Origin of the sequence: Nocardioides sp. Soil796 (genome assembly GCF_001429525.1) — a bacterium.
In the GTDB taxonomy this organism is placed as follows: domain Bacteria; phylum Actinomycetota; class Actinomycetes; order Propionibacteriales; family Nocardioidaceae; genus Nocardioides.
The window spans coordinates 362,153-385,208 of the sequence record NZ_LMSQ01000019.1; the positions used below are offsets into that span (position 1 = coordinate 362,153).

The window sequence follows — 23,056 nt, forward strand, 5'->3', positions numbered from 1 at the left end:
CTACGCTGGCCCCGTGAGCTTCGACCTGAGCGACCCGACCTTCGACGTCACCTCCCCCGCGGTGCATGCCGCCCGCGACGAGGACTGGTACGTCGAGACCAACCTCGGCTGGGCCGTCCTGCGCCACGAGGAGGCCAGTGCCCTGCTGAAGGACCGCCGGTTCCAGCAGGGCAATGCGAAGTGGCCGGCGCAGAACGGCATCCACTCCGGCATGTTCTCCGACTGGTGGAAGGAGACGCTGCTCAGCCTCGAGGGCGAGGACCACTCGCGCCTACGCCGGCTGCTGATGCCCGCCTTCCGCAACAAGACCATCGCCGCGATGCGGCCCCGGTTCCAGACGCTCGCCAACGAGCTGATCGACGGCTTCGCGCCCCGCGGCGAGGTCGAGTTCGTCAGCGAGTTCGCCGAGCCGTACGCCGCCCGGATCATCTGCGTGCTGCTCGGCCTGCCGGAGGACGACTGGGCCCAGGTCGCGCACTGGGCCGACGACCTCGGCGCCAGCTTCAGCATCGACGTGGCCAACCAGGTGCCCCGCATCGAGGCCGCACTCGACGGCCTCCGTGACCATCTCGACGCGGTGGTCGCCGACCGTCAGGCCAACCCGCGCGACGACCTGGTCACCACGTTGCTGCAGGCCCAGGAGACCGACGGCAGGCTGAGCCGCCACGAGCTGAGCGTGTCGCTGGTCTTCCTCGCGTTCGCCGGCATGGAGACCACCCGCAACCAGCTGGGCCTGGCCCTGCAGACCCTGCTCGCGCACCCCGACCAGTGGCGGCTCCTGGGCGAACGCCCCGACCTCGGCAGCCAGGCCGTCGAGGAGGTGATGCGGGTCAACCCGACCGTCACGTGGGTGACCCGCGAGGCGATCGAGGACGTCGACTTCGGCGGCCTGCACATCCCGAAGGGCGGCATCGTGCAGATGCTGTCGCACGCCTCGGGGACCGACCCGCGGGCGGTGCCCGACCCGAGCTTCGACATCACCCAGCTGCGGACGCCGCACCTCGGCTTCGGGTCCGGTGTGCACCACTGCCTGGGGCACTTCGTGGCCCGCACCGACATGGCCGTCGCGCTGCCGCTGCTGGCCGGCCGGATGCCCGACGCGGTGCCCGACGGTCCCGGCGAGTGGATGCCGGTCTCGGGCAACACCGGGCCGCTGAAGTTCCCGATCAGGTTCACCGCCTCATGAGCGCCGCGCTGAGCGCAGTCGACCTGGCCCACCTTCGCCGTTGCGTCGAGCTGGCCGAGCAGGCCCTCGACGCAGGCGAGGAGCCGTTCGGCTCGGTGCTGGTCGGCCCCGGCGGCGCGGTCCTCCAGGAGGACGTCAACCGCACCTCCGGTGGTGACCAGACCCGGCACCCGGAGTTCGAGCTGGCCCGCTGGGCCGCTGCGCACCTGAGCCCCGAGGACCGCGCCGGATCTACGGTCTACACCTCCGGCGAGCACTGCCCGATGTGCGCCGCCGCCCATGGCTGGGTCGGCCTGGGCCGCATCGTCTACGCCGTGTCGACGGCCCAGCTGACCGAGTGGCGGTCGGGCTGGGGTGCCCCTGACTCGCCGGTGACGCCGTTGCCGGTCGGCGACATCGCGCCCGGAGTCGTCGTACAGGGTCCGGCGGCGGAGCTCGAGGAGCAGATGCGCGCGCTGCACCACCGCTCGCTGGGCTAGTCGCGTCGCTCGGCGGCCTTCGGCCGACGCAGCCCGGCGGCCCGCAACCGGGTGGCGATCTCCCGGCTGCGCACCGGTACGGCGCCCGCGGCGACGGCGTCGTCGTAGTACTCGGCGGGTACGTCGTAGTGGTCGCGGTCGAAGCCACGCTCCGGGACACCGAGCGCCCTGGCGAACGCATGCAGCTCGTCGTAGGAGGTGTCCGAGGCCAGGTGCGACCACAGGCGTCCGCGCCACGGCACGCTCGGCGGGTCGATCAGCACGGTCACCCCCACAGCATGCCCGATCGGCTGCGACTGAAGCCGAGAGGCCGAGTCCCCCAGCCCGAACGGACCATCCAACATGCAGTTCGCCGACTTCGGCGCAGTCTCACGCTCAGCATCCGGGCCACCGGGCCGAACTGCATGTCGCACGGGCCGCCTACCCGGCGCTGCGATGGCCCGGGCGGCTCTCCCGTACGGCGACCGCCCGAATCAGCTCGTCCCGGACCCAGTCCGGCTTGAGCATGACGTCCTCCCAGACGAAGCGGACCACCATCCAGTTGTCGACGACCAACCACGTGTAGCGGCGGGTGTCTGCCCGGAACATCTCCTTGCTCCCGTGGAAGGCGTAGGACTCCGCCTCGATCACGATCCTCAGGTCCGTGTCGGCCAGGTCGACCCGGTGTTGCCCGATCACCACCTGCGGCGTCACGGTGAGGCCAGGAACGCTGCGCGCGATGTGCCGCAGGCACGTCTCGAACGCGGTCGCGGCCCGGCCGTCGCCGAGTTCGATGACGCCGCGCACCCGACTACGGCAGGACCGCGGAAGCTCATCGGCGCGGGCCAACAGGTCGTCCCGCAGGACACCACGGCGCAGGGCGGCATCCACCACACACAGGGCGTCCACCTCCGGGAGGTCGCGGCAGCAGTCGAGCACGGTCTGCACCAGCGACGTCACCCGGCCGCCCGCGGCACCGCGCGTCACCGACGCAACGTCGACCACGCTGCCCTGCGAGAGGTCGCGCCACTTGAGGTCGACACCGACGCGACGTCCGGGTTCGACACGCCTGTTGCGGGCAACGGTGACCACCGGCGTGACCTCCTCACCGGGCACGAGCCGCAGATTGAGTCCCCAGAACTGGGCAGCGCTCCGACCGGAGACCACACCGCTGAGCCGGTGGGCCTCGCGCCACGCCGCCTCAAGGCCGGGGACGGCGTACCGCCCCTTGCCGACCGCCACGATCCGCTCGCGGGAGACCGCCTTCGCCAGGCTGCGCTTGGTGCAGTGCTTGCGCAACTCACCCGAGCTGGCGATGCCCCCGAGCTGCCGAAGGACGTAGAGCGGATCCACCCGCCCAGTCTCGTCGCCAGCCGGCTCAGGCGCGAACCGTTCTCCACAGGCCCATGGGCGGACCGTTCGACATGCAGTTCGCCTGATTCGGGACACAGCCAGGCGTAACGGCTCGTACTGAGACCCGAACTGCATGTTGCACGGTCCGTCAGCCTGCCAGCCTCAGTGCTCGTGGGCCGCGCGTGTCCCGAGCATGACGCCCCAGCCGATGACGGCGACGCAGAGGCACACCTGCGCCGGGACCACGAGCACCAGTGCGATCCCCAGGGAGTCCGCCGACGAGAGTGCGAATGCGGCGACCAGTGCGAGGAAGATGCCGGCGACGAAGAGGAAGGTCAGCGTCGACTGGGCCCCACCTCGCTCGGGCAACGGCAGCCCGCGTGGTGCGACCGACCGCTCCCGGCGTACGACGAGGAAGGCGGCACGTTCGTCCTGCCCCGCGAACCCGAAGCGGTAGGCCTCGCCGCCGGAGCGCAGCACCATGAGGTCGCGCTCGCCCAGGGGCACGGCGTCGTCGAGCGCCGCCCACGGCATGGTCCAGGTGCTGCTCGCGAAGCGCCACACGGCTCCCCCGCCGGTCGCGACCAGCAGTCCGGACTGTCCGTCCATCGTCACCACCCACGCGCGGGCGTCGTCGTCCCAGCCGGACCGGGCGTCGCGCACCACGGCGTCGGGGACGTTGCTGAGGTCGAGCTCGTCGAGGTTCACCTCCGCTTCCTTCCCCGCGCCGACGTCACCCAATCCCTCGCGCTCCCTTGACCCAACGGACATGATGGAGCCCGTCAGGGACGCACATGCGAGAGGTGACCGATGCAGCTGAAGTTGTCCGAGGAGGATGCCGCGTTCCGTGAGGAGCTGCGCACCTACTTCACCACCAAGATCCCCCAGGAGATCCGCGACGCCGTCGCCGCGCGGCACGAGCTCACCAAGGAGCAGATCGTCGAGGCCCAGCGGATCCTCAACGCCGGCGGGTACGCCGTACCGCACTGGCCCGTCGAGTGGGGCGGCCGCGGCTGGACCGAGCTGCAGCGCCACATCTGGCACGAGGAGCTGCAGCGCGCCTGCGTCCCGATCCCGCTGGCCTTCAACGCCTCGATGGTCGGCCCGGTGATCGCCGCGTTCGGATCGCAGGAGCAGAAGGAGAAGTTCCTCCCCAAGACGGCGAACCTCGACATCTGGTGGTCGCAGGGCTTCTCCGAGCCCGACGCGGGCTCCGACCTGGCGTCGCTGCGTACGACGGCCGTCCGCGACGGCGACGACTTCATCGTCAACGGGCAGAAGACGTGGACCACGCTCGGCCAGTACGGCGACTGGATCTTCTGCCTGGTCCGCACGGACCCCGACGCGAAGAAGCAGGCCGGCATCTCGTTCCTGCTGATCGACATGACCACGCCGGGTCTGACCGTGCGGCCGATCGAGCTGATCGACGGCGGCCACGAGGTCAACGAGGTCTGGTTCGAGGACGTGCGGGTGCCGGCGGAGAACCTGGTCGGCGAGCTCAACCACGGCTGGGACTACGCCAAGTTCCTGCTCGGCAACGAGCGCGTCGGCGTCGCCCCCGTGGGCGCCACCAAGCGGGTGCTGGCCAACGCCAAGAAGTGGGCCGGCGACCAGCTGTCCGACCCGCTGGTGGCCAGCCGCGTCGTCGAGCTCGAGAACGAGCTGCTCGCCCTGGAGCTGACCGCCCTGCGGGTCGCGGCCAACTCCGCCGACGGCAAGCCGCACCCGGCCTCCTCGGTGCTGAAGCTGAAGGGCACCGAGCTGCAGCAGGCAGTCAGCGAGCTCGTCGTCGACCTGGCCGGCTCGGCGTCCCTGGCCTCGGGCGCCGCCGACGACGCCACCGACCTCGACTTCTGGACCCGCCGGTCGACCCCGGCCTACCTCAACCTGCGCAAGGCCTCGATCTACGGCGGATCCAACGAGATCCAGCGGCAGATCATCTCGCGCACGATCCTGGGACTGTGAGGAGCTGACATGGACTTCACCTACGACGACGAACAGCAGGCCCTGCGTGACGCCGTACGCGGACTGGTCGGCAAGAAGTACGCCGACTTCGAGAACCGGCGCCGTACGGTCGCCGACGACCCGGGCTTCGACGAGGACCTCTGGAAGGCGCTCGCCGAGATGGGCATCCTCGGGCTCCCGTTCGACGAGGAGGACGGCGGCACCGGCGCCGGCCCGGTCGAGACCTCGATCGTGGCCCAGGAGCTCGGCCGGGTGCTGGCACCCGAGCCGTTCCTGTCCTCGGTCGTGCTGGCCGGCGGACTGGTCGCGATGGCCGGCTCCGACGAGCAGCGGGCCGAGGTGCTGGGCGCACTGTCGGCCGGCGAGATCGTGCTCGCCTTCGCCCACGACGAGCCCGGCGAGGCGGTGGTCGCCACCGACTCCTCGGAAGGCTGGTCACTGACCGGCGTCAAGGAGCCGGTACTGCACGGCGCCCGCGCCGATCGTCTCGTGGTCAGTGCCGCGCTTCCTGAAGGCGGCACCGGGCTGTTCCTGGTGGACGGGTCCGCGACGACCCGCACCGGCTATGCGACGTACGACGGGGGTCGGGCGGCGCGGGTCACCTTCGACGCCACGCCCGCAGTCGCCCTGGGCGAAGGCGACCAGAGCACCGTCATCGCACTGGTCCTCGACGGCACCCGTGTGATGGCCGGCAACCAGGCCGTCGGCGCGATGGAGGTGGCGCTCGAGACCACGACGGCGTACCTCAAGAGCCGCAAGCAGTTCGGCGTCACGCTGAACACGTTCCAGGCGCTGAACTTCCGGGCGGCCGACATGTACGTCTCGCTCGAGCTGACCAAGAGCATCGTGGCGTGGGCGACGATGGTGCTGGCCGAGGGCACACCCGAGGAGGTCACCGACGCCGCGGCCCGGGCGTCGCTCCAGGTCAGTCGCGCGGGCCGGCACGTCGGCCAGGAGGCGATCCAGCTGCACGGTGGCATCGGCATGACCGCGGAGTACTCCGTGGGCAGCTACACCAGCCATCTCACCGCGCTCGACCACATGTTCGGCGACGGCAACCACCACGTCCGCGCGCTGGCCTCCCGGGTCGGCGACTACGACGAGGTCGACCCGCTGGCCTGACCCGGCTGCCCGATGGGTGGATGCACCCATCGGGCAGCTGCGCGGATGGGTCATCCGCCCGACGCGGAAAGAGGTCGCTCGTTCCTAGCGTGGAGCTCCCGAACCACTGGAGGAGCCATGCACACCACGCACATCGAGACCGTCATCATCGGCGCCGGCCAGGCCGGACTCGCCACCGGCCACCACCTGCAACGCGCCGGCCGGAAGTTCGTGATCCTCGACGCCGCGAGCCGGGTCGGGGACCAGTGGCGGCGGCAGTGGGACACCCTGCGGCTCTACTCCCCCGCGAAGTACGACGGCCTGCCGGGAATGCCCTTCCCGGCCAGGCCATGGTCGTTCCCGGGCAAGGACGCGGTGGCCGACTACCTCGAGGCCTACGCCGCGAAGTTCTCCCTGCCGATCCGCTTCGACACCCGGGTCACGGGACTCGACCCGCACCTTGGCGGGGGCTACACGGTCACCACGGAACGTGACACCTTCACCTGCGACAACGTCGTCGTCGCCACCGGCACCTTCGGCCGTACGCCGCGACTTCCCGACTTCGCCGACCAGCTCGACCCGGGGATCCTGCAGCTGCACTCGAGTGAGTACCGCCGCCCGGGCCAGCTGCGCGACGGCCCGGTGCTGGTCGTGGGCGCCTCCCACTCCGGCACCGACATCGCCTACGAGGTCGCGCAGACCCACCCCACAATGCTGGCCGGGAGGGACTGCGGCCAGATCCCGATCCGCATCGAGAAGCCCGTCGGACGTGCGATGTTCCCGCTGATCGTCTTCGCGTGGCGCCACGTGCTCACCCGGCGTACGCCGATCGGGCGCAAGCTGATGCCCGAGGTCCGGTTCCACGGCGGCCCGATGATCCGGGTCAAGCGGTCCGACCTGGCCGCCCGCGGGGTCGAGCGCGCCACCGACCGGGTGACCGGCGTTCGCGACGGACTGCCGGTGGTCGGCGACGACGTGAAGGACGTGGCGAACGTCGTGTGGGCGACCGGTTTCCGGCAGACGCTCGACTGGATCCACCTGCCGATCCTCGGCGACGACGGCTGGCCCACCGAGATGCGCGGCGTCGTCGAGAAGGCGCCCGGCCTGTTCTTCTGCGGCCTGGCCTTCCAGTTCGCGTTCAGCTCGATGGTGCTCCCCGGGGTGGGCCGCGACGCCGAGTTCCTGGCCCGCCAGATCGTGCGCCGCGCCGCACAGCCGCAGAGGGCACCACGCCCGGCCCGTGCAGCCTGAGCGAACCGGCGCGCCCGGCCCCGATCCCGCCGTATGCTCGCACGAGGAGGTTCGCGCGATGGGCGTGGTCGACGATCTGGTGCGCGCTCGGGAGACCTTCGAGCGCGGTGACTGGGCGGCCGCGTTCGAGGCCTGGACCACGGTCGCGCCCGACGCGTTGGCACCGGAGGACCTCGCCGAGTTCGCCACGGCAGCGTTCCTGCTGGGCCGGCGCGAGGTCGCCGTACAAGCGCTGCAACGGGCGTTCGGACTGCAGGTCGCAGCCGACGACACGCGCGCTGCGGTGCTCACGGCGTTCCGGCTCTGCATGACCTTCGACACCGGTGGGGAGCACCAGGTGGCCGCCGGTTGGGCGGCCCGCGCGCAACGCCTCGTCGAGCAGGTCGACGGTGAGGCCGTCGAGCGGGGCTACGTCGCGTACCTGCAGATGCACCAACGGATCGCCACCGCCGACTGGGCCGGCGCCGCCCTGTTGGCGGAGTCGGTGGTCGAGCACGGACGCCGGCACGGCGACCCGGACCTCACCGCGATCGGGCTCGCCTCCCTCGGCCGCCTGTCGATCTACTCCGGCCGGGTTCCCGAGGGGCTGGCCCTCTTCGACGAGGCGATGGTCGGGGTGGCCTCCGGCGAGATCGGTCCGATCTTCGCCGGCAACGTCTACTGCGTGATGGTCGAGGGCTGCCAGGAGATCTCGGACCTCGGCCGCGCGTCGGCCTGGACCGCCGCCCTCACCCGCTGGTGCGCGGCGCAGCCGGGGCTCGTCACGTTCACCGGCCAGTGCGCCGTCCACCGTGGCCAGATCATGCGACTGCACGGCGACTTCGCCCGCGCGATCGAGGAGTACGACGCTGCGGTCGAGCGCTACCTGGCGGCGGACACCCCAGAGGCCGCCGGACTTGCGCTGGCCGAACGCGGCGACGTCCTGCGGATCATGGGCGACCTCGACGCAGCGGAGGCCAGCTATGACCGGGCCGCCGACCGCGGGTTCGAACCCCAGCCCGGGTTGGCGTTGCTGTGGTCGGCCCGCGGCCGGGACGAAGCGGCCTCCGCGGCGATCCGCAGGCTGCTGGCCGAGACACCGGACCCGGTGCACCGGTCACGGCTCCTCGAGGCCGCCGTCGAGATCCTGCTGGGCACCGACCCGGAGGAAGCACGCGGGCTCGCCGTCGAGCTCGAGCAGGTCGCCGCCGACTTCGGGTGCGAAGGCCTGCAGGCGATGGCGGCCCACTGCCTCGGCCGGGTCGAGCGGGCGGCCGGCGACGCGTCGGGCGCGTTGCCCTACCTGCGCAAGGCCGCCGCCCTGTGGGGCGCGATCAACTGTCCCTACGAGGTGGCGCGGGTCGACGTGCAGGTCGGCCTCGCGCTGAGTCAGCTCGGGGACGTCGAGAGCGCCACGCGCGCACTCACCCACGCCCGGCGTACGTTCGTCGAGCTCGGTGCGCGTGACGCCGCGGAGACGACGGCACGACTGCTCGAGCCGGCCGGCCGGCCGGACGGCCTCACCGGCCGGGAGGTCGAGGTGCTGCGCCTGGTCGCCGCCGGTCGCAGCAACGCCCAGATCGCCGCCGAGCTCGTGCTCAGCGAGAAGACGGTGGCCCGGCACCTCAGCAACATCTTCACCAAGGTGGCCGTGGGTTCACGCACCGCCGCGGCGGCGTACGCCTTCGAGCACCACCTGGTGTGAGGTCAGCGCCGCCTGCGCCTCTCCTTGACCTTGTCCTTCGTGCCGTCGCGCTTGTCCTTCACCGGCACGAGCTCCAGCGACTGCACCCGCCAGGTGCGCTTGTGCCGCACGAGGGTGAACCTGATCGGCGCCACCCCCGGCTTGATCTTCTCGACCTGTCCCTTGCCCCGCTTGATCTTCACCGGGTAGCGGATCACGAAGAACTTCACCTTCGCGGTCTTCTCGCGCTTGTGCAGTCGCACCTCCATCGGCACACTCTCGATGCCCAGCGAGGTGACCTTCGCCTTGCCCTCGTGCGCGGCCTCCATGGCGTCGGCCAGCGTCGCGCAGGCAACGCAGTCCGGCGTGCTCAGGTCGCGGACGATCTTCGTCCTCCCCGTCCGCAGGCCGTAGTTGTAGGCGTCGATCCAGTAGCCGACGAAGTACTTCGCACCCGACTCGGTCATGCTCATGTTCTTCGGGATGGGCGGCGGTCCGCCGGGCTTGGGTACGTCGACCCGACTGTCGACCTTCGCGCCGGTCTGCGGCGGGTCCTCCGCGCAGGCCGAGGTCCCGAGGAACAGGGCGAGCACGAGCGCGCCTGCCCGGAGTCGGTGCTGTCGGCGCTGTCGTCGACCGGGAGCCATCACTGCCTTTCGTCGGGGTGACTGTCCCCCCGACCAACGCGTCAACCGGCCTCGGGTCACGCCGGCACCGCGGCTGGCGGAATGTTCACTTCGACATGCAGTTCAGCGATACCGGGACCGATCCCACGCTGGGCGGCCCGCGCGTGGGACGAACTGTATGTCGAAGTGAACTCCTGCTCCTGTGTCGCCGTCAGAGACAGGCGGGAATCGGTCCTCAGAGCTCCTCGGCCCCCAGCGTCTTCGGGTTCTCCGCCAGGTCCTTGCGCACCCGCGGGTCGTCGGCGTCGGCGTGGTAGTCGTACGCCGTGGTCTCGTCGGTGCCGTTGTCGACCTTGCCGGCCCGCAGCAGGACCGTCGCGGCCACCGTGACCAGGAGGTTGAGCACGAACGCGGTCAGCGCGATGTAGCCCAGGTCTCCGATCACCGGCATCACGTCGAGCGATCCACCGAAGTGCTTGCCGGTCGCCGGGTTGACCACCTGGTAGGCCTGGACCGTGCCGTAGACCATGCCGACCGCCCAGCCGAGCAACAGCGCCCACTTGTGGAACCAGCGCGTGTAGAGGCTGAACACCACCGCCGGGAAGGTCTGCAGGATCCAGATGCCGCCCAGCAGCTGGAAGTTGATCGCATTCTGCTTGTCCATCGTGAAGACGAAGACCAGCGCGAACGCCTTGACCAGCAACGACATCAGCTTGGAGACCTTGGCCTCCTGCTTGTCGGTCGCCCGTGGGTTGATCCACTCCTTGTAGATGTTGCGGGTGAAGGTGTTGGCCGCCGCGATCGACATGATCGCCGCCGGCACGAGCGCCCCGATCGCGATCGCCGCGAACGCGACCCCCGCGAACCAGGCCGGGAACGCGTCCTCGAACAGCTGCGGGATCACCAGTTGCGCATTGGGTTCGCCGTCCAGGCCGACCGGCTTGGTGCCGGCCGCGATCGCCACCCAGCCGAGCAGGGCGAGCAGCCCGAGCACGAAGCTGTACGCCGGCAGGATGGCCGCGTTGCGACGGATCGTGTTGCGACTGCTCGACGAGAGCGACGCGGTGATCGAGTGGGGGTACATGAACAGGGCGAGCGCGGACCCGAGCCCGAGCGTCGCGTAGGCCCACATCTGGCCGTCACCGGGCACGAACGAGCCGGTCGGCTTGCCGGTGGTCTCGCTGGTGGCCGCCATCTTGTCCTCGGCGGCACCGAAGATGTGCTCCCAACCGCCGAACTTCGTGGGCAGGTAGATGATCGCCACGATGATCACGAGGTAGATCAGGGCGTCCTTGACGAACGCGATCATCGCCGGCGCCCGCAGGCCCGACGTGTAGGTGTAGGCGGCCAGGATCACGAACGCGACCAGCAGCGGCAGGTCGGCGGCCAGCCAGTTGTCGCCGCCACCGACACCGGCCACCTCGAGCACGGCCTGGATGCCGACGAGCTGCAGCGCGATGTAGGGCATCGTGGCCAGGAAGCCGGTGACCGCGATCGCCAGCGACAGCTCGCGTGAGCCGTAGCGCCCACGCACGAAGTCGGCGCTGGTGACGTAGCCGTGCCGGTGGCTGACCGACCACAGCCTGGCCATGAAGACGAAGATGATCGGGTAGAGCACGATCGTGTAGGGCACCGCGAAGAAGCCGGCCACCGAGCCGGTCGCGAACATCGCCGCCGGCACCGCCACGAACGTGTACGCCGTGTAGAGGTCGCCGCCGAGCAGGAACCAGGTGACCCAGGTGCCGAACCGGCGTCCACCGAGGCCCCACTCGTCGAGCGAGTCGAGGTTGTCACCGCGGCGGAACCGGGCGGCACTGAAGCCGAGCACGGTCACCACGAGGAACAGGATGATCAGCACCGCGAGGGCGACGCCGTTGACGCCGGTGTCGGCCGCCATCACGGTCACGTCCGCGCTCACTTCAGCACCTTCCCGCTCTGGCCGCGTGCCGCGAGCACCAGGCGGTGCGCGGAGTAGGTCATCGCGGAGCAGAGGAAGACCCAGACGAACTGGTACCAGAAGAAGAACGGGATGCCCCAGAGGCGGGGCTCGATCTTCGCGTAGCTGCCGACCCACATCAGGGCGACGACCGGGATGAGGAGGAGCACTCCTGCGGCGACGAGCATGAACTTGTTGGCGGGCGGGACGACGCGCGTCTCCCCGGAATCCGATCCGAGTGGCATGTGACCGACGTTACTCACATCGGACGTGGGGTGTCACACACGCATTTCCGTGGAGCGCCCGACGGTAGGTCCGACGGGACGAACGGTCGGTGCCTCAGCGCTCGTGGGCGGCCGGTGCGCTCAGGCCGGGTCGAGGTCCTTGCTCCACAGCACCGCGCCGGTGATGTCGCGCAGGCTCACCGTGAGCAGTCCGTCCCGGTCGATCTCGGCGTGGCCGAAGAACTGGTGACCGGCCCGCGGCGACTCGTTGGGAGTGTCGGCGTGGGCGGAGAACACCACCTCGGGTCCGAAGGTCGCGTCCATCTCGTTGGGCCCGAAGGTGCCGGCCGCGATCGGGCCTGCCACGAACTCCCAGAACGGGTCGAAGTCGGTGAACGCGGCCCGCGACGGGTCGTAGTGGTGGGCCGCGCAGTAGTGCACGTCGGCGGTGATCCAGACGACGTTCTTGATGCCGTGCCGCTTGAACGCGGAGAGCACCTCCGCGATCTCGAGCTCCTTGCCGAGGGGTGCGCCGGGGTCGCGGTTCGAGAGGCTCTCCTGGTTCACCGGCCCGTCGGGGACGACGATCCCCAGCGGCAGGTCCGCGGAGATCACCTTCCAGGTCGCCCTCGAGCGGCGTACCTCCCTGATCAGCCAGTCGACCTGCTCCTCGCCGAGGATGCGGGTGCGCTCCTTCTCGAGGCCGGGGGTGTTCTCGTCCTTGAACGTGCGCATGTCGAGGCAGAACACGTCGAGCTGCGGGCCGCGTTCGACCTTGCGGTAGATGCGGGCCGGGGCGAAGCCGTGGTCGCGTCGGTGCGCCCGGGCATCCGCGATCGGCATGTACTCCTGCCAGGCCTGGCGCGCCCGCGCAGCGAGTACGTCGACGGAGCGTTCCTGCGTGTAGCGCGGGTCCTCGAGAACCTCGCCGGGCCACCAGTTGTTGGTCGTCTCGTGGTCGTCCCACTGCGCGATCACCGGCACGTCGGCGTACATCGCCCGCACGTTGTGGTCGAGCAGGTTGTAGTTGTGCCGGCCGCGGAACTCGGTGAGCGTCTCGGCGACCTTGCTGACCTCCTCGGTGACCAGGTTGCGCCAGACCTGACCATCGGGCTCGACCACCTCCGCGACCATCGGGCCGTCGGCGTAGATGGTGTCGCCGGCGTGGATGAAGAAGTCGGGCCGGGTCTCGTGCATCGCGCGGTAGCCGAGCAGCCCGCCGAGCTCCTCGTTGATCCCCCAGCCCTGGCCGCAGGTGTCGCCGGTCCACACGAAGCTCGTGCGCGCCGGGTGCACTGCCGCGGTCGAGAACCTCGCTGTCTGTCGCTCCCCGAGGTTGCCGTCGCCGTCCTCGAAGGCCAGCTCCACGGCGTACTCCCGGCCCGGCGCCAGCCCGTCCAGCGCGATCTTGGCGGTGAAGTCGGTCTCCGCGGTGGCCCAGGGCCCGCGCACCACGCGGGTGCTCCGGCCACTGACGACTCGCGCGACGAGGCGGCCCGGTCGGGAGGCCCGCGCCCACGTGACCGCGGACCGGGTGGTCACGTCGCCCGTCTGGACGCCGGAGGTGAGATCGATGCGGCCACGCACCAGGGCGGGCGACGCGAGGGCCGGGCCGGCGCCCAGTGCGACGACGCCTCCCGCGCCGACCTGGAGGAGCGTACGACGGTCGAGGTGCCTGCCCAGTTGAGTCATGGCCTCAGCCAAGCGTGACGGAATGGCCGTGGGGTGACGTGCAGGTGACAGGTTTGGCGGCGACGCGTTCGGGTCACAACAGCAGGCATGTCGCCGAGCCCACCCACCCGTTCGCCGCGTTCTGCCAGACACGGCTTGGCCCATCTGACAGGCTGCACCTCGTGACCTGGGGAGCCGCCGCGACGAAACGAATCCTGCTCGAGATCGTGGGCTGGACGCTGGTGCTTGCCGGCATCGCGGCCCTGGTCCTGCCCGGCCCCGGGCTGGTCCTCCTGTTCTGCGGACTCCTCGTGCTCTCGCAGCAATACGAATGGGCCGAGCGCCGCCTCGAGCCAGTCGAACGCCGGGCCATGCAGGCTGCTGCCGAGGGCGTCCGGACCTGGCCTCGCATCATCGGCTCGACACTGGGCGCGCTCTGGCTCGTCGGCATCGGCATCTACTGGATCGTCTCGCCGCCGGCACCGGACTGGTGGCCGGTCCCCGACCGCTGGTGGCTCTTCGGCGGCCTGGGCACCGGCATCACCCTGGTGCTCTCCGGAATCCTGGCCTTCGGCCTGCTGATCTACAGCTACCGCCGGTTCCGCGGACAGGTGATGAGCGGCATGACGGCCGAGCAGGCCGTCGCCAGCACCGAAGAGGACGATTGACAACTTCCCCGGATTTGGGGTCTCCCGGCAGGTCCCTGCCGACATAGCGTCGTGGTGTCCGGCGCCGGTGGACAGAGGGTGCACGCGCGTCCGGCTGGGAGAACATGTGAACACCGAAGAACTGGGCGACCGCCTCTTCGCGTCCTTGCTGGGCTGCCTGGACATCATGAGCGTGTACGTCGGCGACCGCTTCGGGCTCTACCGCCTGCTGCGGCCCGGCGCGCTGACCTCCCACGAGCTCGCGGCCGCGTCCGGGATGCATCCCCGCTACACGCAGGAGTGGCTGGAGCAGCAGTGCGTGGCCGGCTTCGTCGCGGTCGACGATGCGGGCGCGGATCCCGCCGTACGCCGCTACGGCCTGCCGCCCGGCCACGTGCCGGTCTTCGCCGACCCGGACAGCGAGGCCTACTTCACCGCGTTCGCCCGACTGGCGGCGGCGGCCGTGGCCCAGATGCCCGCCCTGCTCGAGGCCTACCGGACCGGAGGCGGTGTCGGGTGGGCCGAGTTCGGCGCCCAGATGCGCACCGCGCAGGCCGAGGGAAACCGACCGCTCTACCTCCACTCGCTGGGCCGCGACTGGCTGCCGGCCGTGCCGGAGATCCACGCTGCCCTCGGCCGCGGTGGCGCCGTGGCCGACATCGGGTGCGGCGAGGGGTGGTCCTCCATCGGGATGGCGCTGGCCTACCCGAAGGCCGTCGTCCACGGCTATGACGTCGACGAGGCCTCGGTCCTCGCGGCCACCGAGCACGCACGGTCGTACGGCGTCGACGGCCGGGTCACCTTCCATCACAGGGACCTGGTCTCCCAGCCCCTGGGCATGACCTACGACGTGGTGACCGCGTTCGAGTGCATCCACGACCTGCCTGATCCGGTCGCGGTCCTGGCTGCGGCCCGCGAGATCCTGGCGCCCGGCGGGACGGTGCTGGTCATGGACGAGCGGGTGCCCGAGGCGTTCAACGGGCCGGGCGACCCGGTCGAGCACCTGATGTACAACTTCTCGATGTTCGTCTGCCTGCCCGACAGCATGTCGCACACGAACTCGGTGGCGACCGGCACCGTGATGCGTCCGGCGACACTCGAGCGCTATGCGCGTGAGGCCGGGTTCAAGGGGGCCGAGGTGCTGCCGATCGAGAACGACATGTTCCGCTTCTACCGGCTACCGAGCGCCGACTAGACGAGCTGGACACCCAGTCGGCGGGCCACCGCGTCACCGCCGACCTCGCGGATCACCGCCGGGTCACCGACGACCACCAGGGCGTCGGTGGCCCGCGACATCCCGACGTACAACCGCTCGCGGGCGCGCTCGCGCACCTCGGGTTCGTTGACGCAGAGCACGACCGCCTTCCGCTCGAGGCCCTTGCACCCCAGCACGTGGCCGTAGAAGACCTCGTCGGGGTCCCAGAAGGATCGCCAGTAGCCGTCCTGGTCGTGGAAGTCGGTGCGCTCGACCTGGATCGGGTGCCGCTTGCCGGTGGTCAGCAGCATGATGTTCGCCGGCTTCCAGCCCTCGTCGAGCATCTGGTCGACCACGTCGTCCGCAGTGCCGATCGAGTCGTCGGCACTGGCGGCCACGAAGCGCACGTCGGGCCCGTCTCCGCCGCTGGCGTACATGCGTGAGGGAGCCAGCGGGCCGAACGAGTCGTGGATCTGCCGGGTGTTGCGCAGGTTGTGGTCGAGCACCAGCGGCACCAGTTGCACGGGCGGCCGGCCGAACCTGGCGAAGATGCGCTGGTTCTCGTCGGAGTAGACGTAGAGCCCGCCCTCCTCCTCGTCGCGCAGCGCCTTGAGCACCGGGCGCCACCACGTGTCGGCGAAGTCCTGCGCCTCGTCGACGATGATCGCGTCGAACTTCGCACCGTCGTCAAGGCCCTCGGCGAGGTCGCCCATGAGCTGCGGGAGGTCGACCTCCCAGAAGTCGCTGTTGGTGCGGTCGCCTTCAGGGGCACCCCACTGCTTGCCGAAGTCGTGGAAGGTGCCCACGAATGCCGGCCGCTCCTTGCGGTTCCAGGTCGACACCTCGCGCTTGAGGTGCTCGGCGAGGCCGAGGGAGTAGCAGAGCACGGCGACCCGTTGTGCCTTGCGGTCGCCGCGTCCCCGGGTCAGCTGCTTGGCCTGCTGCAGGGCCAGCACGGTCTTGCCGCTGCCGGCGCCGCCGCGCACCTCGACCCGCTTGAGCAGCCGGGTCACTTGGAGGATCGAGGCCTGCTCCTGCGTCAGCCGGTCGACGGTGGCCGCACGGTCCTCGGCGTCCGCGTTGACGTCGTACGACGTGGGCAGCCGCCCGTTGAGGATGTCGACGATCGCCTCGATGTCGTCGTACGTCGGCGGGCGCTGCCCGTGCTGCATGTCGCGCGCGTTGATGCGCAGCCGCTCGACGAGCGTCTCCATCGCAGCCTTGCCGTGCAGCGCCCAGTGCGGCAGGTCCGGCACCTCGGCGTCGAGCTCGATGTCGGTGTACGGCGTGATCACACCATGGGCCCATGCGATCCGCTGCCGGCTTCCCCAACGCGGGTCGCGCTCGACGTACGTTCGCAGGGAGTACTTCGAGCCGCGGGCCTGGTCGACGGGGTGAATCTCGGCGGTGCGCCCGCGCCGGGTGATCCACCACTTGTCGTCCTCGCGCCAGACGCTGCCGCCCTTGATCTCGAGCACCAGCGCGCCGAGGTCGGGCATCAGCACCAGCAGGTCGATCTCGTGGTCCTTGGTCTCGTCGGTCAACCGCCGGTTGGCCACGAGGACGTCGTCGTCACCGAGCGTGTCGCGCAGCAGCTCCCACACCTGCTGCTCGGAGGTGGTGGTGAAGACGGGGCTCTCGGGGATCAGGCGGACCATGCCCCGCACCTTGCCACGGGCGCAACGCACCGGTGGGTGGATTGGCATTTCGGACCGGGGCTGTGGATAACTTCCGCGCCGTTCGAGCGATCCGACCTAGCCTCCCGGCATGCGAATTCTTCTCGGGATCGTGCTCGCTCTCTGTTGTCTCTCGGCCTGCTCGAACGACGGCTCCGATGGCTCCGACGGACCGCCCGCAACTGAGGGCTCCGGTGTGACCGGGCTGTTCGTCGAGGGGCACGTCGAGAGGGCCTGGACCACCAGGCTCCGGGCGATCGGTCAACCCGTGGTGGTCGGCCGCACTGCCGTCGTACTCACCAGGGCTCCCCGCCACAGGCTGGCCATCGTCGGGCTCGACGCCGACAACGGACGACGCCTGTGGCGGCATCCGTTCCAGCCGAGCAACATCGCCACGGGCTACTACACGCGGCCCTTCGTGGGCACCTCGAAGTCCGGCCACAGGTTCGTCGTCTTCCAGCGACCCGACGACGTCGCGAGGTCTGACCAGTGGGCCGAACCCCTGGTGGCGGTGGCTCCGCGCTCGGGCAGAGTGGTCCACTCGACGGAGCCCGTCGACGTCACCGACGTGGTCGACACGTGCCTCGACGGCAAGGACATGTGCGTGGCGATCGTGCGCGACGGCGGCTCCGAACGCGTGCGGTTCCGTCTCGACAGGGGCGGTCTGCGGCCTGCCCACGACGGCGTCACGATCGGGTCGCGCATGCTTGCCGACGGTGGGCTCTACTCCAGCGGCGGCACTCCCGAGAGCTTCGGACGAGCACACGCAGGCAAGGTGCAGTGGGTGCGCAGACTGGCCGGGACCTTCGGTGCGGCCCACACCAGCGACCAAGGTTGGAGCCTGGCGTACGACGAGAAGGCCGGTGTCTTCTGGGGCAGCGTCGGCAGGACGTACACCTCCGACGACATCGACAGCCTGTGGCGCAACCGGCGACCGCTCAGCCCTTCCGACACGGGGGTGGTCGGCTTCGACGCGGCCACCGGAGAGGTGCTGTGGCGTCGGAAGACAGCCGACAACTACTGCGGCACCCAGGCGGACGACGACCTGCCGGTCCGTTGCTTCCACCTCGTGCGCTTCACGAAGTACGTTCCCGGCCAGTCGATCAGCGGGAAGGTCCGGCGCCTGCGCATGGAGGGCTTCGACGTGAAGACCGGCCGCACCACCTGGTCGGTGTCGGTCCGCGGCAAGGCTGCCGAGAACGCCAACGCCCAGAAGGGGCGAGTCGCGGGACGCATCACGAACCTGCATCTCAAGCAGGGTTGGCGAATCGTCTTCCTCACCGACGGCAGGACCCGGGCGGCCGAGCCGGGCGAGGTGTTCCTGTGCACCGGCAAGGTGACGACCTACGCCTATCACCTCGACGACGACGCGTCCGGCGTCCGACGCACCGGGGACTACTTGCGCTCGACCTGCACCGTGCGCGGCAAGCGGGTCTCGGGGGTTCCGTCGGTCTCCGCACTCACGTCGGGCGCGGCGGAGAAGGCGCCGGGCGCCACCTGGCTGGTGGCCACTGCCCGTGGGGTGACCGCCTACCGCATCACGCAGTGAGGATGGACCTGGCGACTGCGCTCAGGCGGCGTCGTCGATGAACTCGTACTCGGCGAGGAGGTCACTCGGGTCTTGTGGTTCGAGCACGGCCAGGTGGCGTGGCGGGTCGGCCCAGCCGGGCAGGGGTGGTGCGGTGGAGACGTAGGTGTGTCCCGTCGGGGTGGTCGTGGTGACTTGATGTCGCCCGTGGGGTGGGTGGTGGCCGGTGGCGGTCCAGCCGGGTGCTTGTTTGGCGTAGTTGCAGCCCTCGCACAGTCCTTGGAGGTCTTCCTCGACCGTCTGCCCGCCGTTGATGACGCCGGTGGCGTGGTCGATGTGTCTGATGGGTGCGTCGCAGAACAGGGTGCGGCAGATGCCGCCATCTCTGGTGCGGATGAGGTGGCTCAGTCCGTGGGGGACGATCCGGGACCTCGAGTCCATCGCCGTGAGGCCGCCGTGGGGTGAGGCGTACACCTTCCGCAACCAGGTCTGCAGCCCCGTCTTGGCTCCGGCTTCAAGTGCGGTGGCGACCAGAGGGCGGGCCAGGTCGGCGGGGATGGTGCCGTGTCCGTCGAGGTGCGCGGGGTCGTGACTGGTGCCGAGGAGCGTCTGGTCGGAGACCACCAGGTTGATCATCACCGGCACCGCCGGGGCCTGGGTCTTGCCGGTGACACGTTCGACGAGGGTGTCGGCCATGATCTGCGCCCGGGTGCGTTCGTCACCACCGGCGATCAGGGTGTCGGCGGCCTTCTTCAACGCCGCATACACCTGCACGCCTTGCCCGACCGGGAGGTGGCCGGTGAGGTAGGTCATCGTGTCCGGTGCCGGACGGATGGTGACCCGGCGGTCCTTCTCCGCCTTCGCCCGCCGGTGGGCCACCGAGGCGGGGTCGAGCTTCGCGGCCATTTTGCGGGCCTGGTCACCGACCTGTTTCTCCGACAGCTTCGCGACCTTCTCGAGGTCGCCGGCGATCTCCTTGTCGACCTTCGCGCGGTCGTCGACCTCGAGGCAGGCGGTCTCCTTGGCGAGGAGGGTGGCGGCCCATTCGGTGATCTGTCCGGCCCGGAACGCGGCCCGGGTGTGCGGCAACTCTGCCCGAAGGAGCTTGGCGAGGCCGAGGTGTCGTTTCCCGCGGNGGGCGACTCCCTGCGGGCGAGGGCGAGTTGTTCGGGGATGCCGCGGCCCTGGCGGCGCTTCCCGACCCCGGAGGCGGCGGCCTTGGCGCGCATCGACTGGTCGAAGTCGACCGAGAGCTCGGCCTGGGCGGCGGCGATGGCTGACTTGAGGGTCTCGAGGGCGCCGATGACGTCGATGCGGGCGTCGTCGTCGCTCACCGACTCGGAGACGTTCAGCAAGGCTTCTGTCCAGGCGGTCACTGTCGAGGCGTCCAGCACCACTCCAGGGGCCGCGGTGGGCTCCTGGGGCGGGGTGACTTCGGATCCTTCGAACATGTGTTCGAGTCTATCGAGTTTCGTCAACCCTGGCAAGGGATTCTCGACATCTGNGAAATCCCAGTCCCCGCAAGGACAGTTCAGTGGCCCGCGCCACGGCCAGTCCAGACGTCAGCTCTCGGGTGGCCCGGGTTCGTCGCGCAGCCGCGGTTCGACGCGTGACTCCGGGTTGAGGCCACGCTTGTCGGCGTAGAACGCACGGATCTTGTCCATGTCGCCGGCCACGTCATCGGTCATGTGCAACGTCGGACCGAAGCCGAGGGTGCGACTGGGTCCGTCGATGAAGCCGAACGACACCGGCAGTCCGGTCTGCCGGGCCAGTCGGTGGAACCCCGACTTCCAGTGGTCGGCGTGGCCCCGGGTGCCTTCGGCGGCGATGACGATGACGAACTTCTCGTCCTGCGCCGCCTCCTTCTCCAGCTCGGCGACCACCTCGGACGCGTTGGAGCGGTCGATGGCGATGCCACCGGTCGAACGCAGGATCCAGCCGACGGGGCCCTTGAACAGCTCCTGCTTGACCAGGACGCGCGGCGACACCTCCTGCGACCACAGCAGCACGAGCATCGCCACCCAGTCCCAGTTCGACGTGTGGGGGGCTCCGACCATGATCCCGCCGGGCGGCACCACGCCGACCGTGCGCCAGCGGGTCACCTTCAACGCGGCCCTGGCGATGCTGCGGCGGACGATCATGCGGTGGTCTCCATGGCTGAACAGTAGGGCGTCACGGAGATGGATACCTCGTCCCTACGGACCGTCGACCAGCGTCGGCTTGCCTTCGACGACGCGCAAGGGCACCGACGAGCCCTCGGAGGTGACCGTTCCGGACACGTCTCGCCACGGCCCTCCCCGCACCCGGAAGCGCGCCGAGTACGCCGTCGACACCTGAGGCTTCACGGTCACGTGCGCGTCGACGTACTCATGGCTGACGTAGGCGGTCATCGGCAGGCTCGCGTCGAACGCGACGCCCGGTCCGCTCGTCGTCTGGGTGGTGCCGTCGCCATGGGTCCAGGTGTACGACATGGGCGTGATCTCCAGGTCGACCCGGATTCCGAGGAGCCGAACCGAGCGCACGAATGGCTTCGCGTCGGTGTGGAAGATCGTCTCGAAGTTCACGAGGGTCTTGCCGCCCGGCGGCTGGATGACGATCGCCGGCTTCGGAAGAGTGATCCGCTGCAGTGCCCGCAGCACCATCACCTGTGTGATCTGCTGCTGTGGTGGCGCCTGGCACACGTCGCCCGTGTCGCCATCCGTGGCAACCGAGACGGATGCACACGCTGCACCATGAAGGGCCCACTTCATCAATTCTTCTGGTGTCGGCGCGCGCGTGGGGCAGGAGTTGGAAGTATCAGAAGTCTCCCCTCCAAGAGCGAACGCATCGAGAGTCGCCTCAGCGTGAACGACCTCGGATATCGCGCTCTTGTCGCACGGATCCCCGGCGGGTGAGCCTTGAGCATCAACAGCGACTGCGAGCGCGCACTGGCACATAGACATCACCGCCGCGATCACCGACGCCACCAGCCACCTCATCCTCCGTTGACCTCCAGCCAACCCACTGCCCATTCGCCCGAGTACTTGCGCAAATACAGGCGAAACCCTCGATAGCCCGGTGGCGTCGAGGAAAGAACTCGTCCCTGACGGTCAAGCTTCTTCTGGCGCGTCGCGTGGACCACGAGACCAATCATCCGAACGCTTGGTTGATCCGTATCCACAGCCTTCAAGGACGTGATCTTGTACTGGCCGCCCACCATGGACTTACCGTTCGCGTACCCCTCATCCACTGCCTCAACGCCACTGGAGCAAGGGGTGCATTTTTCTGAGTGCAGGGCCTTGAGGGGCTCGGTGTCGCCCGTCTCCTGGGCGTAGTTGACCATCGCGACCCAGTAGCGCGCGAAGGCCTGGGCAGCCTTGTCGCCTGAGCCCTCTGCCGCAGCAGGCATCGTCGGCGCAGTGATCGGCACAGGGGTGGTCGACTCGGAGGGCGAGGTGCTCGACGACGGCATCGTCACCGACGGGCTCGGCTCGTCCTTGGCGTTCGGCTCGTCGTCCGAGCACGCTGACAACGCCAACAACGGCAGGCACAGCGCCGCCGCAACCCAACGACGTACGACCATCGGCTCACCTTCCCGAGATTCAGCGCGACCCCAGAACCGTACGCAAATCGGACAACGGTTGGAAGTCCCAGGTCGCTGACCTGTGGACGAGCAAGGGACCGGACTTGGCATTCCGTGGAGAAGGCTTGGGTCGATGACCGAGAATGCTCAACGTGACGAGGGATCCGGACGACCGCGCTCGGAGAGCGCGCGCCCGCGAGCTCGCCCGGCTCATGAAGGAGCTCGACGAGGCCGACCGCAGGGGCGGCCTCGGCACCTGGCCTCCGCCTGCTCGACCCAGGCGGACGCACACCCGTCGGACCACGTTGCTGCTCTCCGGCACGATCACGCTGTTGGTGCTCAGCATCGTCGTCGCGCTCCATCCCGGACCTCAGGCCAGCGCGCTGCGCAGGGTCCTCGGCTTCGGCGACCAGCGGATCCTGGCCGCCCCCGACGTCCCGGACACCGGCGGGTCGTACCAGTTCGTCGAGACGCAGCGCGACGGCAAGACGCCGGTCGGCTACGACCCCTGCAAGAAGATCGAGATCGAGATCAATCCCGAAGACGCACCCGACGGATACGAAGAGCTCATCGAGGACGCCGCCCGCCACACCTCCTCAGCCACCGGTCTGGCCTTCGACATCGTCGGTACCACCGACGACCGGCCGACCTTCGAGCCCAGCGTTCCGCGACGGGAACCGGTGCTCGTCGCCTGGGCCTCGGAGGACGAGGTCGAGGAGCTCGCCGACGACGTCGCCGGCGTTGCCGGGAGCCAACGCACGACGGTCGGCGGCCGGCTCTACTACGTGACCGGGCACGTCGTCCTCGACACCGAGGTGTTCGGCGACGAGGACGTCGACCGCGACCAGTTGCAGGCCGTCGTCGACCACGAGTTCGGGCACCTCGTCGGCCTGGCGCACGTCGACGATCCCTCCGAGCTGATGTACGCCGAGAGCGTCGGCGTCACCCGATTCGGACCGGGCGACCTGCGCGGGCTGGCCCTGATCGGCCGAGTCCCCTGCCAGTAGGGACGCT

Annotated in this window: 22 protein-coding genes; 10 read left to right on the forward strand and 12 right to left on the reverse strand. The window is 69.7% G+C overall.

Going from position 1 to position 23,056, the window contains the following annotated elements:
- The first annotated feature begins 13 nt into the window (after positions 1-13).
- Both ASH02_RS18965 and ASH02_RS18970 read left to right on the forward strand, forming a co-directional pair.
- Positions 14-1,186, forward strand: coding sequence for a cytochrome P450 (locus tag ASH02_RS18965; protein WP_057295277.1), 1,173 nt, complete (start codon positions 14-16; stop codon positions 1,184-1,186).
- On the forward strand, positions 1,183-1,665 hold the full coding sequence (locus tag ASH02_RS18970) for a nucleoside deaminase (protein ID WP_057295278.1): 483 nt from the start codon (positions 1,183-1,185) through the stop codon (positions 1,663-1,665). Before ASH02_RS18965 ends, ASH02_RS18970 begins: the two co-directional genes overlap by 4 nt.
- Here the strand turns inward: ASH02_RS18970 and ASH02_RS18975 are convergent.
- The 3 genes from ASH02_RS18975 to ASH02_RS18985 form a co-directional block, all read right to left on the reverse strand.
- Complete coding sequence (locus ASH02_RS18975) at positions 1,662-1,934, reverse strand: DUF4031 domain-containing protein (RefSeq protein ID WP_056685631.1); 273 nt, start codon at positions 1,932-1,934, stop codon at positions 1,662-1,664. The genes ASH02_RS18970 and ASH02_RS18975 overlap by 4 nt on opposite strands.
- 151 nt (positions 1,935-2,085) lie before the next feature.
- Positions 2,086-2,997, reverse strand: a complete 912-nt coding sequence (locus tag ASH02_RS18980; RefSeq protein ID WP_057295279.1) for a DUF559 domain-containing protein — start codon at positions 2,995-2,997, stop codon at positions 2,086-2,088.
- Between the two features lie 162 nt (positions 2,998-3,159).
- Entirely contained in the window at positions 3,160-3,705 is a 546-nt protein-coding gene (locus ASH02_RS18985; RefSeq protein WP_057295280.1) for a hypothetical protein, read from the reverse strand.
- A 102-nt stretch (positions 3,706-3,807) separates the two neighbouring features.
- Between ASH02_RS18985 and ASH02_RS18990 the strand changes: the two genes are divergently transcribed.
- From ASH02_RS18990 to ASH02_RS19005, 4 genes are all read left to right on the forward strand, one after another.
- The gene (locus tag ASH02_RS18990) at positions 3,808-4,962 is read left to right on the forward strand and encodes an acyl-CoA dehydrogenase family protein (RefSeq protein ID WP_057295281.1); all 1,155 of its coding nucleotides are present in this window, start codon (positions 3,808-3,810) and stop codon (positions 4,960-4,962) included.
- A gap of 9 nt (positions 4,963-4,971) precedes the next feature.
- A complete protein-coding gene (locus tag ASH02_RS18995) occupies positions 4,972-6,084 on the forward strand; it encodes an acyl-CoA dehydrogenase family protein (RefSeq protein WP_057295282.1) in 1,113 nt (370 codons plus the stop codon).
- 117 nt (positions 6,085-6,201) lie between these two features.
- Positions 6,202-7,314, forward strand: coding sequence for a flavin-containing monooxygenase (locus ASH02_RS19000; protein ID WP_057295283.1), 1,113 nt, complete (start codon positions 6,202-6,204; stop codon positions 7,312-7,314).
- Positions 7,304-8,998 carry a LuxR family transcriptional regulator gene (locus tag ASH02_RS19005; RefSeq protein WP_235539083.1) on the forward strand — a complete coding sequence of 565 codons (1,695 nt, stop codon included), beginning with the start codon at positions 7,304-7,306 and terminating at the stop codon, positions 8,996-8,998. Before ASH02_RS19000 ends, ASH02_RS19005 begins: the two co-directional genes overlap by 11 nt.
- A 2-nt stretch (positions 8,999-9,000) precedes the next feature.
- Here ASH02_RS19005 and ASH02_RS19010 read toward each other — a convergent pair whose 3' ends face one another.
- The 4 genes from ASH02_RS19010 to ASH02_RS19025 all read right to left on the reverse strand — a co-directional run bounded on the left by ASH02_RS19010 (position 9,001) and on the right by ASH02_RS19025 (position 13,455).
- On the reverse strand, positions 9,001-9,570 hold the full coding sequence (locus ASH02_RS19010) for a DUF6318 family protein (RefSeq protein ID WP_056685610.1): 570 nt from the start codon (positions 9,568-9,570) through the stop codon (positions 9,001-9,003).
- Between the two features lie 268 nt (positions 9,571-9,838).
- Entirely contained in the window at positions 9,839-11,521 is a 1,683-nt protein-coding gene (mctP, locus tag ASH02_RS19015; protein WP_235532635.1) for a monocarboxylate uptake permease MctP, read from the reverse strand.
- Entirely contained in the window at positions 11,518-11,784 is a 267-nt protein-coding gene (locus tag ASH02_RS19020; protein ID WP_235532634.1) for a DUF3311 domain-containing protein, read from the reverse strand. The genes mctP and ASH02_RS19020 overlap by 4 nt, the downstream gene beginning before the upstream one ends.
- Before the next feature lie 120 nt (positions 11,785-11,904).
- The gene (locus ASH02_RS19025) at positions 11,905-13,455 is read right to left on the reverse strand and encodes an alkaline phosphatase D family protein (protein WP_057295285.1); all 1,551 of its coding nucleotides are present in this window, start codon (positions 13,453-13,455) and stop codon (positions 11,905-11,907) included.
- 161 nt (positions 13,456-13,616) lie between these two features.
- Between ASH02_RS19025 and ASH02_RS19030 the strand changes: the two genes are divergently transcribed.
- Positions 13,617-14,102: a PGPGW domain-containing protein gene (locus ASH02_RS19030; protein ID WP_056685607.1), complete on the forward strand. Its 486-nt coding sequence runs from the start codon at positions 13,617-13,619 to the stop codon at positions 14,100-14,102.
- 106 nt (positions 14,103-14,208) lie between these two features.
- Positions 14,209-15,276, forward strand: a complete 1,068-nt coding sequence (locus tag ASH02_RS19035; RefSeq protein WP_235530169.1) for a class I SAM-dependent methyltransferase — start codon at positions 14,209-14,211, stop codon at positions 15,274-15,276.
- Here ASH02_RS19035 and ASH02_RS19040 read toward each other — a convergent pair.
- Positions 15,273-16,934, reverse strand: coding sequence for a nuclease-related domain-containing DEAD/DEAH box helicase (locus ASH02_RS19040; RefSeq protein WP_056891982.1), 1,662 nt, complete (start codon positions 16,932-16,934; stop codon positions 15,273-15,275). The genes ASH02_RS19035 and ASH02_RS19040 overlap by 4 nt on opposite strands.
- A 109-nt stretch (positions 16,935-17,043) precedes the next feature.
- Here ASH02_RS19040 and ASH02_RS19045 point away from each other — a divergent pair, with 109 nt between their 5' ends.
- Positions 17,044-18,501 carry a hypothetical protein gene (locus tag ASH02_RS19045; protein WP_156393716.1) on the forward strand — a complete coding sequence of 486 codons (1,458 nt, stop codon included), beginning with the start codon at positions 17,044-17,046 and terminating at the stop codon, positions 18,499-18,501.
- A gap of 21 nt (positions 18,502-18,522) precedes the next feature.
- On the opposite strand, the gene ASH02_RS27580 is transcribed toward ASH02_RS19045, so the two are convergent.
- From ASH02_RS27580 to ASH02_RS19065, 4 genes are all read right to left on the reverse strand, one after another.
- Positions 18,523-19,615: DUF222 domain-containing protein (locus ASH02_RS27580; protein WP_162262612.1), on the reverse strand; the 1,093-nt coding region annotated here is incomplete at its 5' end.
- Positions 19,616-20,042: 427 nt separating this feature from the next.
- Positions 20,043-20,621, reverse strand: coding sequence for a 1-acyl-sn-glycerol-3-phosphate acyltransferase (locus tag ASH02_RS19055; RefSeq protein ID WP_056685591.1), 579 nt, complete (start codon positions 20,619-20,621; stop codon positions 20,043-20,045).
- 54 nt (positions 20,622-20,675) lie between these two features.
- Positions 20,676-21,446, reverse strand: a complete 771-nt coding sequence (locus ASH02_RS26205; protein ID WP_156393714.1) for a hypothetical protein — start codon at positions 21,444-21,446, stop codon at positions 20,676-20,678.
- Between the two features lie 8 nt (positions 21,447-21,454).
- Positions 21,455-22,042 (reverse strand): DUF6318 family protein, encoded by a 588-nt coding sequence (locus ASH02_RS19065; protein WP_056685586.1) that lies wholly within the window; start codon positions 22,040-22,042, stop codon positions 21,455-21,457.
- A gap of 152 nt (positions 22,043-22,194) precedes the next feature.
- Here ASH02_RS19065 and ASH02_RS19070 point away from each other — a divergent pair, with 152 nt between their 5' ends.
- Positions 22,195-23,049: a matrixin family metalloprotease gene (locus ASH02_RS19070; RefSeq protein ID WP_162251016.1), complete on the forward strand. Its 855-nt coding sequence runs from the start codon at positions 22,195-22,197 to the stop codon at positions 23,047-23,049.
- Positions 23,050-23,056: the final 7 nt, after the last annotated feature.

What these genes read in the sequence shown, in the direction of transcription:
- ASH02_RS18970 (WP_057295278.1), top strand. Translation starts at nt 1,183, where the DNA reads ATGAGCGCCGCGCTGAGCGCAGTCGACCTGGCCCACCTTCGCCGTTGC.
- ASH02_RS18990 (WP_057295281.1), top strand. Translation starts at nt 3,808, where the DNA reads ATGCAGCTGAAGTTGTCCGAGGAGGATGCCGCGTTCCGTGAGGAGCTG.
- ASH02_RS18995 (WP_057295282.1), top strand. Translation starts at nt 4,972, where the DNA reads ATGGACTTCACCTACGACGACGAACAGCAGGCCCTGCGTGACGCCGTA.
- ASH02_RS19000 (WP_057295283.1), top strand. Translation starts at nt 6,202, where the DNA reads ATGCACACCACGCACATCGAGACCGTCATCATCGGCGCCGGCCAGGCC.
- ASH02_RS19020 (WP_235532634.1), bottom strand. Translation starts at nt 11,784, where the DNA reads ATGCCACTCGGATCGGATTCCGGGGAGACGCGCGTCGTCCCGCCCGCC.
- ASH02_RS19025 (WP_057295285.1), bottom strand. Translation starts at nt 13,455, where the DNA reads ATGACTCAACTGGGCAGGCACCTCGACCGTCGTACGCTCCTCCAGGTC.
- ASH02_RS19040 (WP_056891982.1), bottom strand. Translation starts at nt 16,934, where the DNA reads ATGGTCCGCCTGATCCCCGAGAGCCCCGTCTTCACCACCACCTCCGAG.
- ASH02_RS19045 (WP_156393716.1), top strand. Translation starts at nt 17,044, where the DNA reads ATGCGAATTCTTCTCGGGATCGTGCTCGCTCTCTGTTGTCTCTCGGCC.
- ASH02_RS19055 (WP_056685591.1), bottom strand. Translation starts at nt 20,621, where the DNA reads ATGATCGTCCGCCGCAGCATCGCCAGGGCCGCGTTGAAGGTGACCCGC.
- ASH02_RS19065 (WP_056685586.1), bottom strand. Translation starts at nt 22,042, where the DNA reads ATGGTCGTACGTCGTTGGGTTGCGGCGGCGCTGTGCCTGCCGTTGTTG.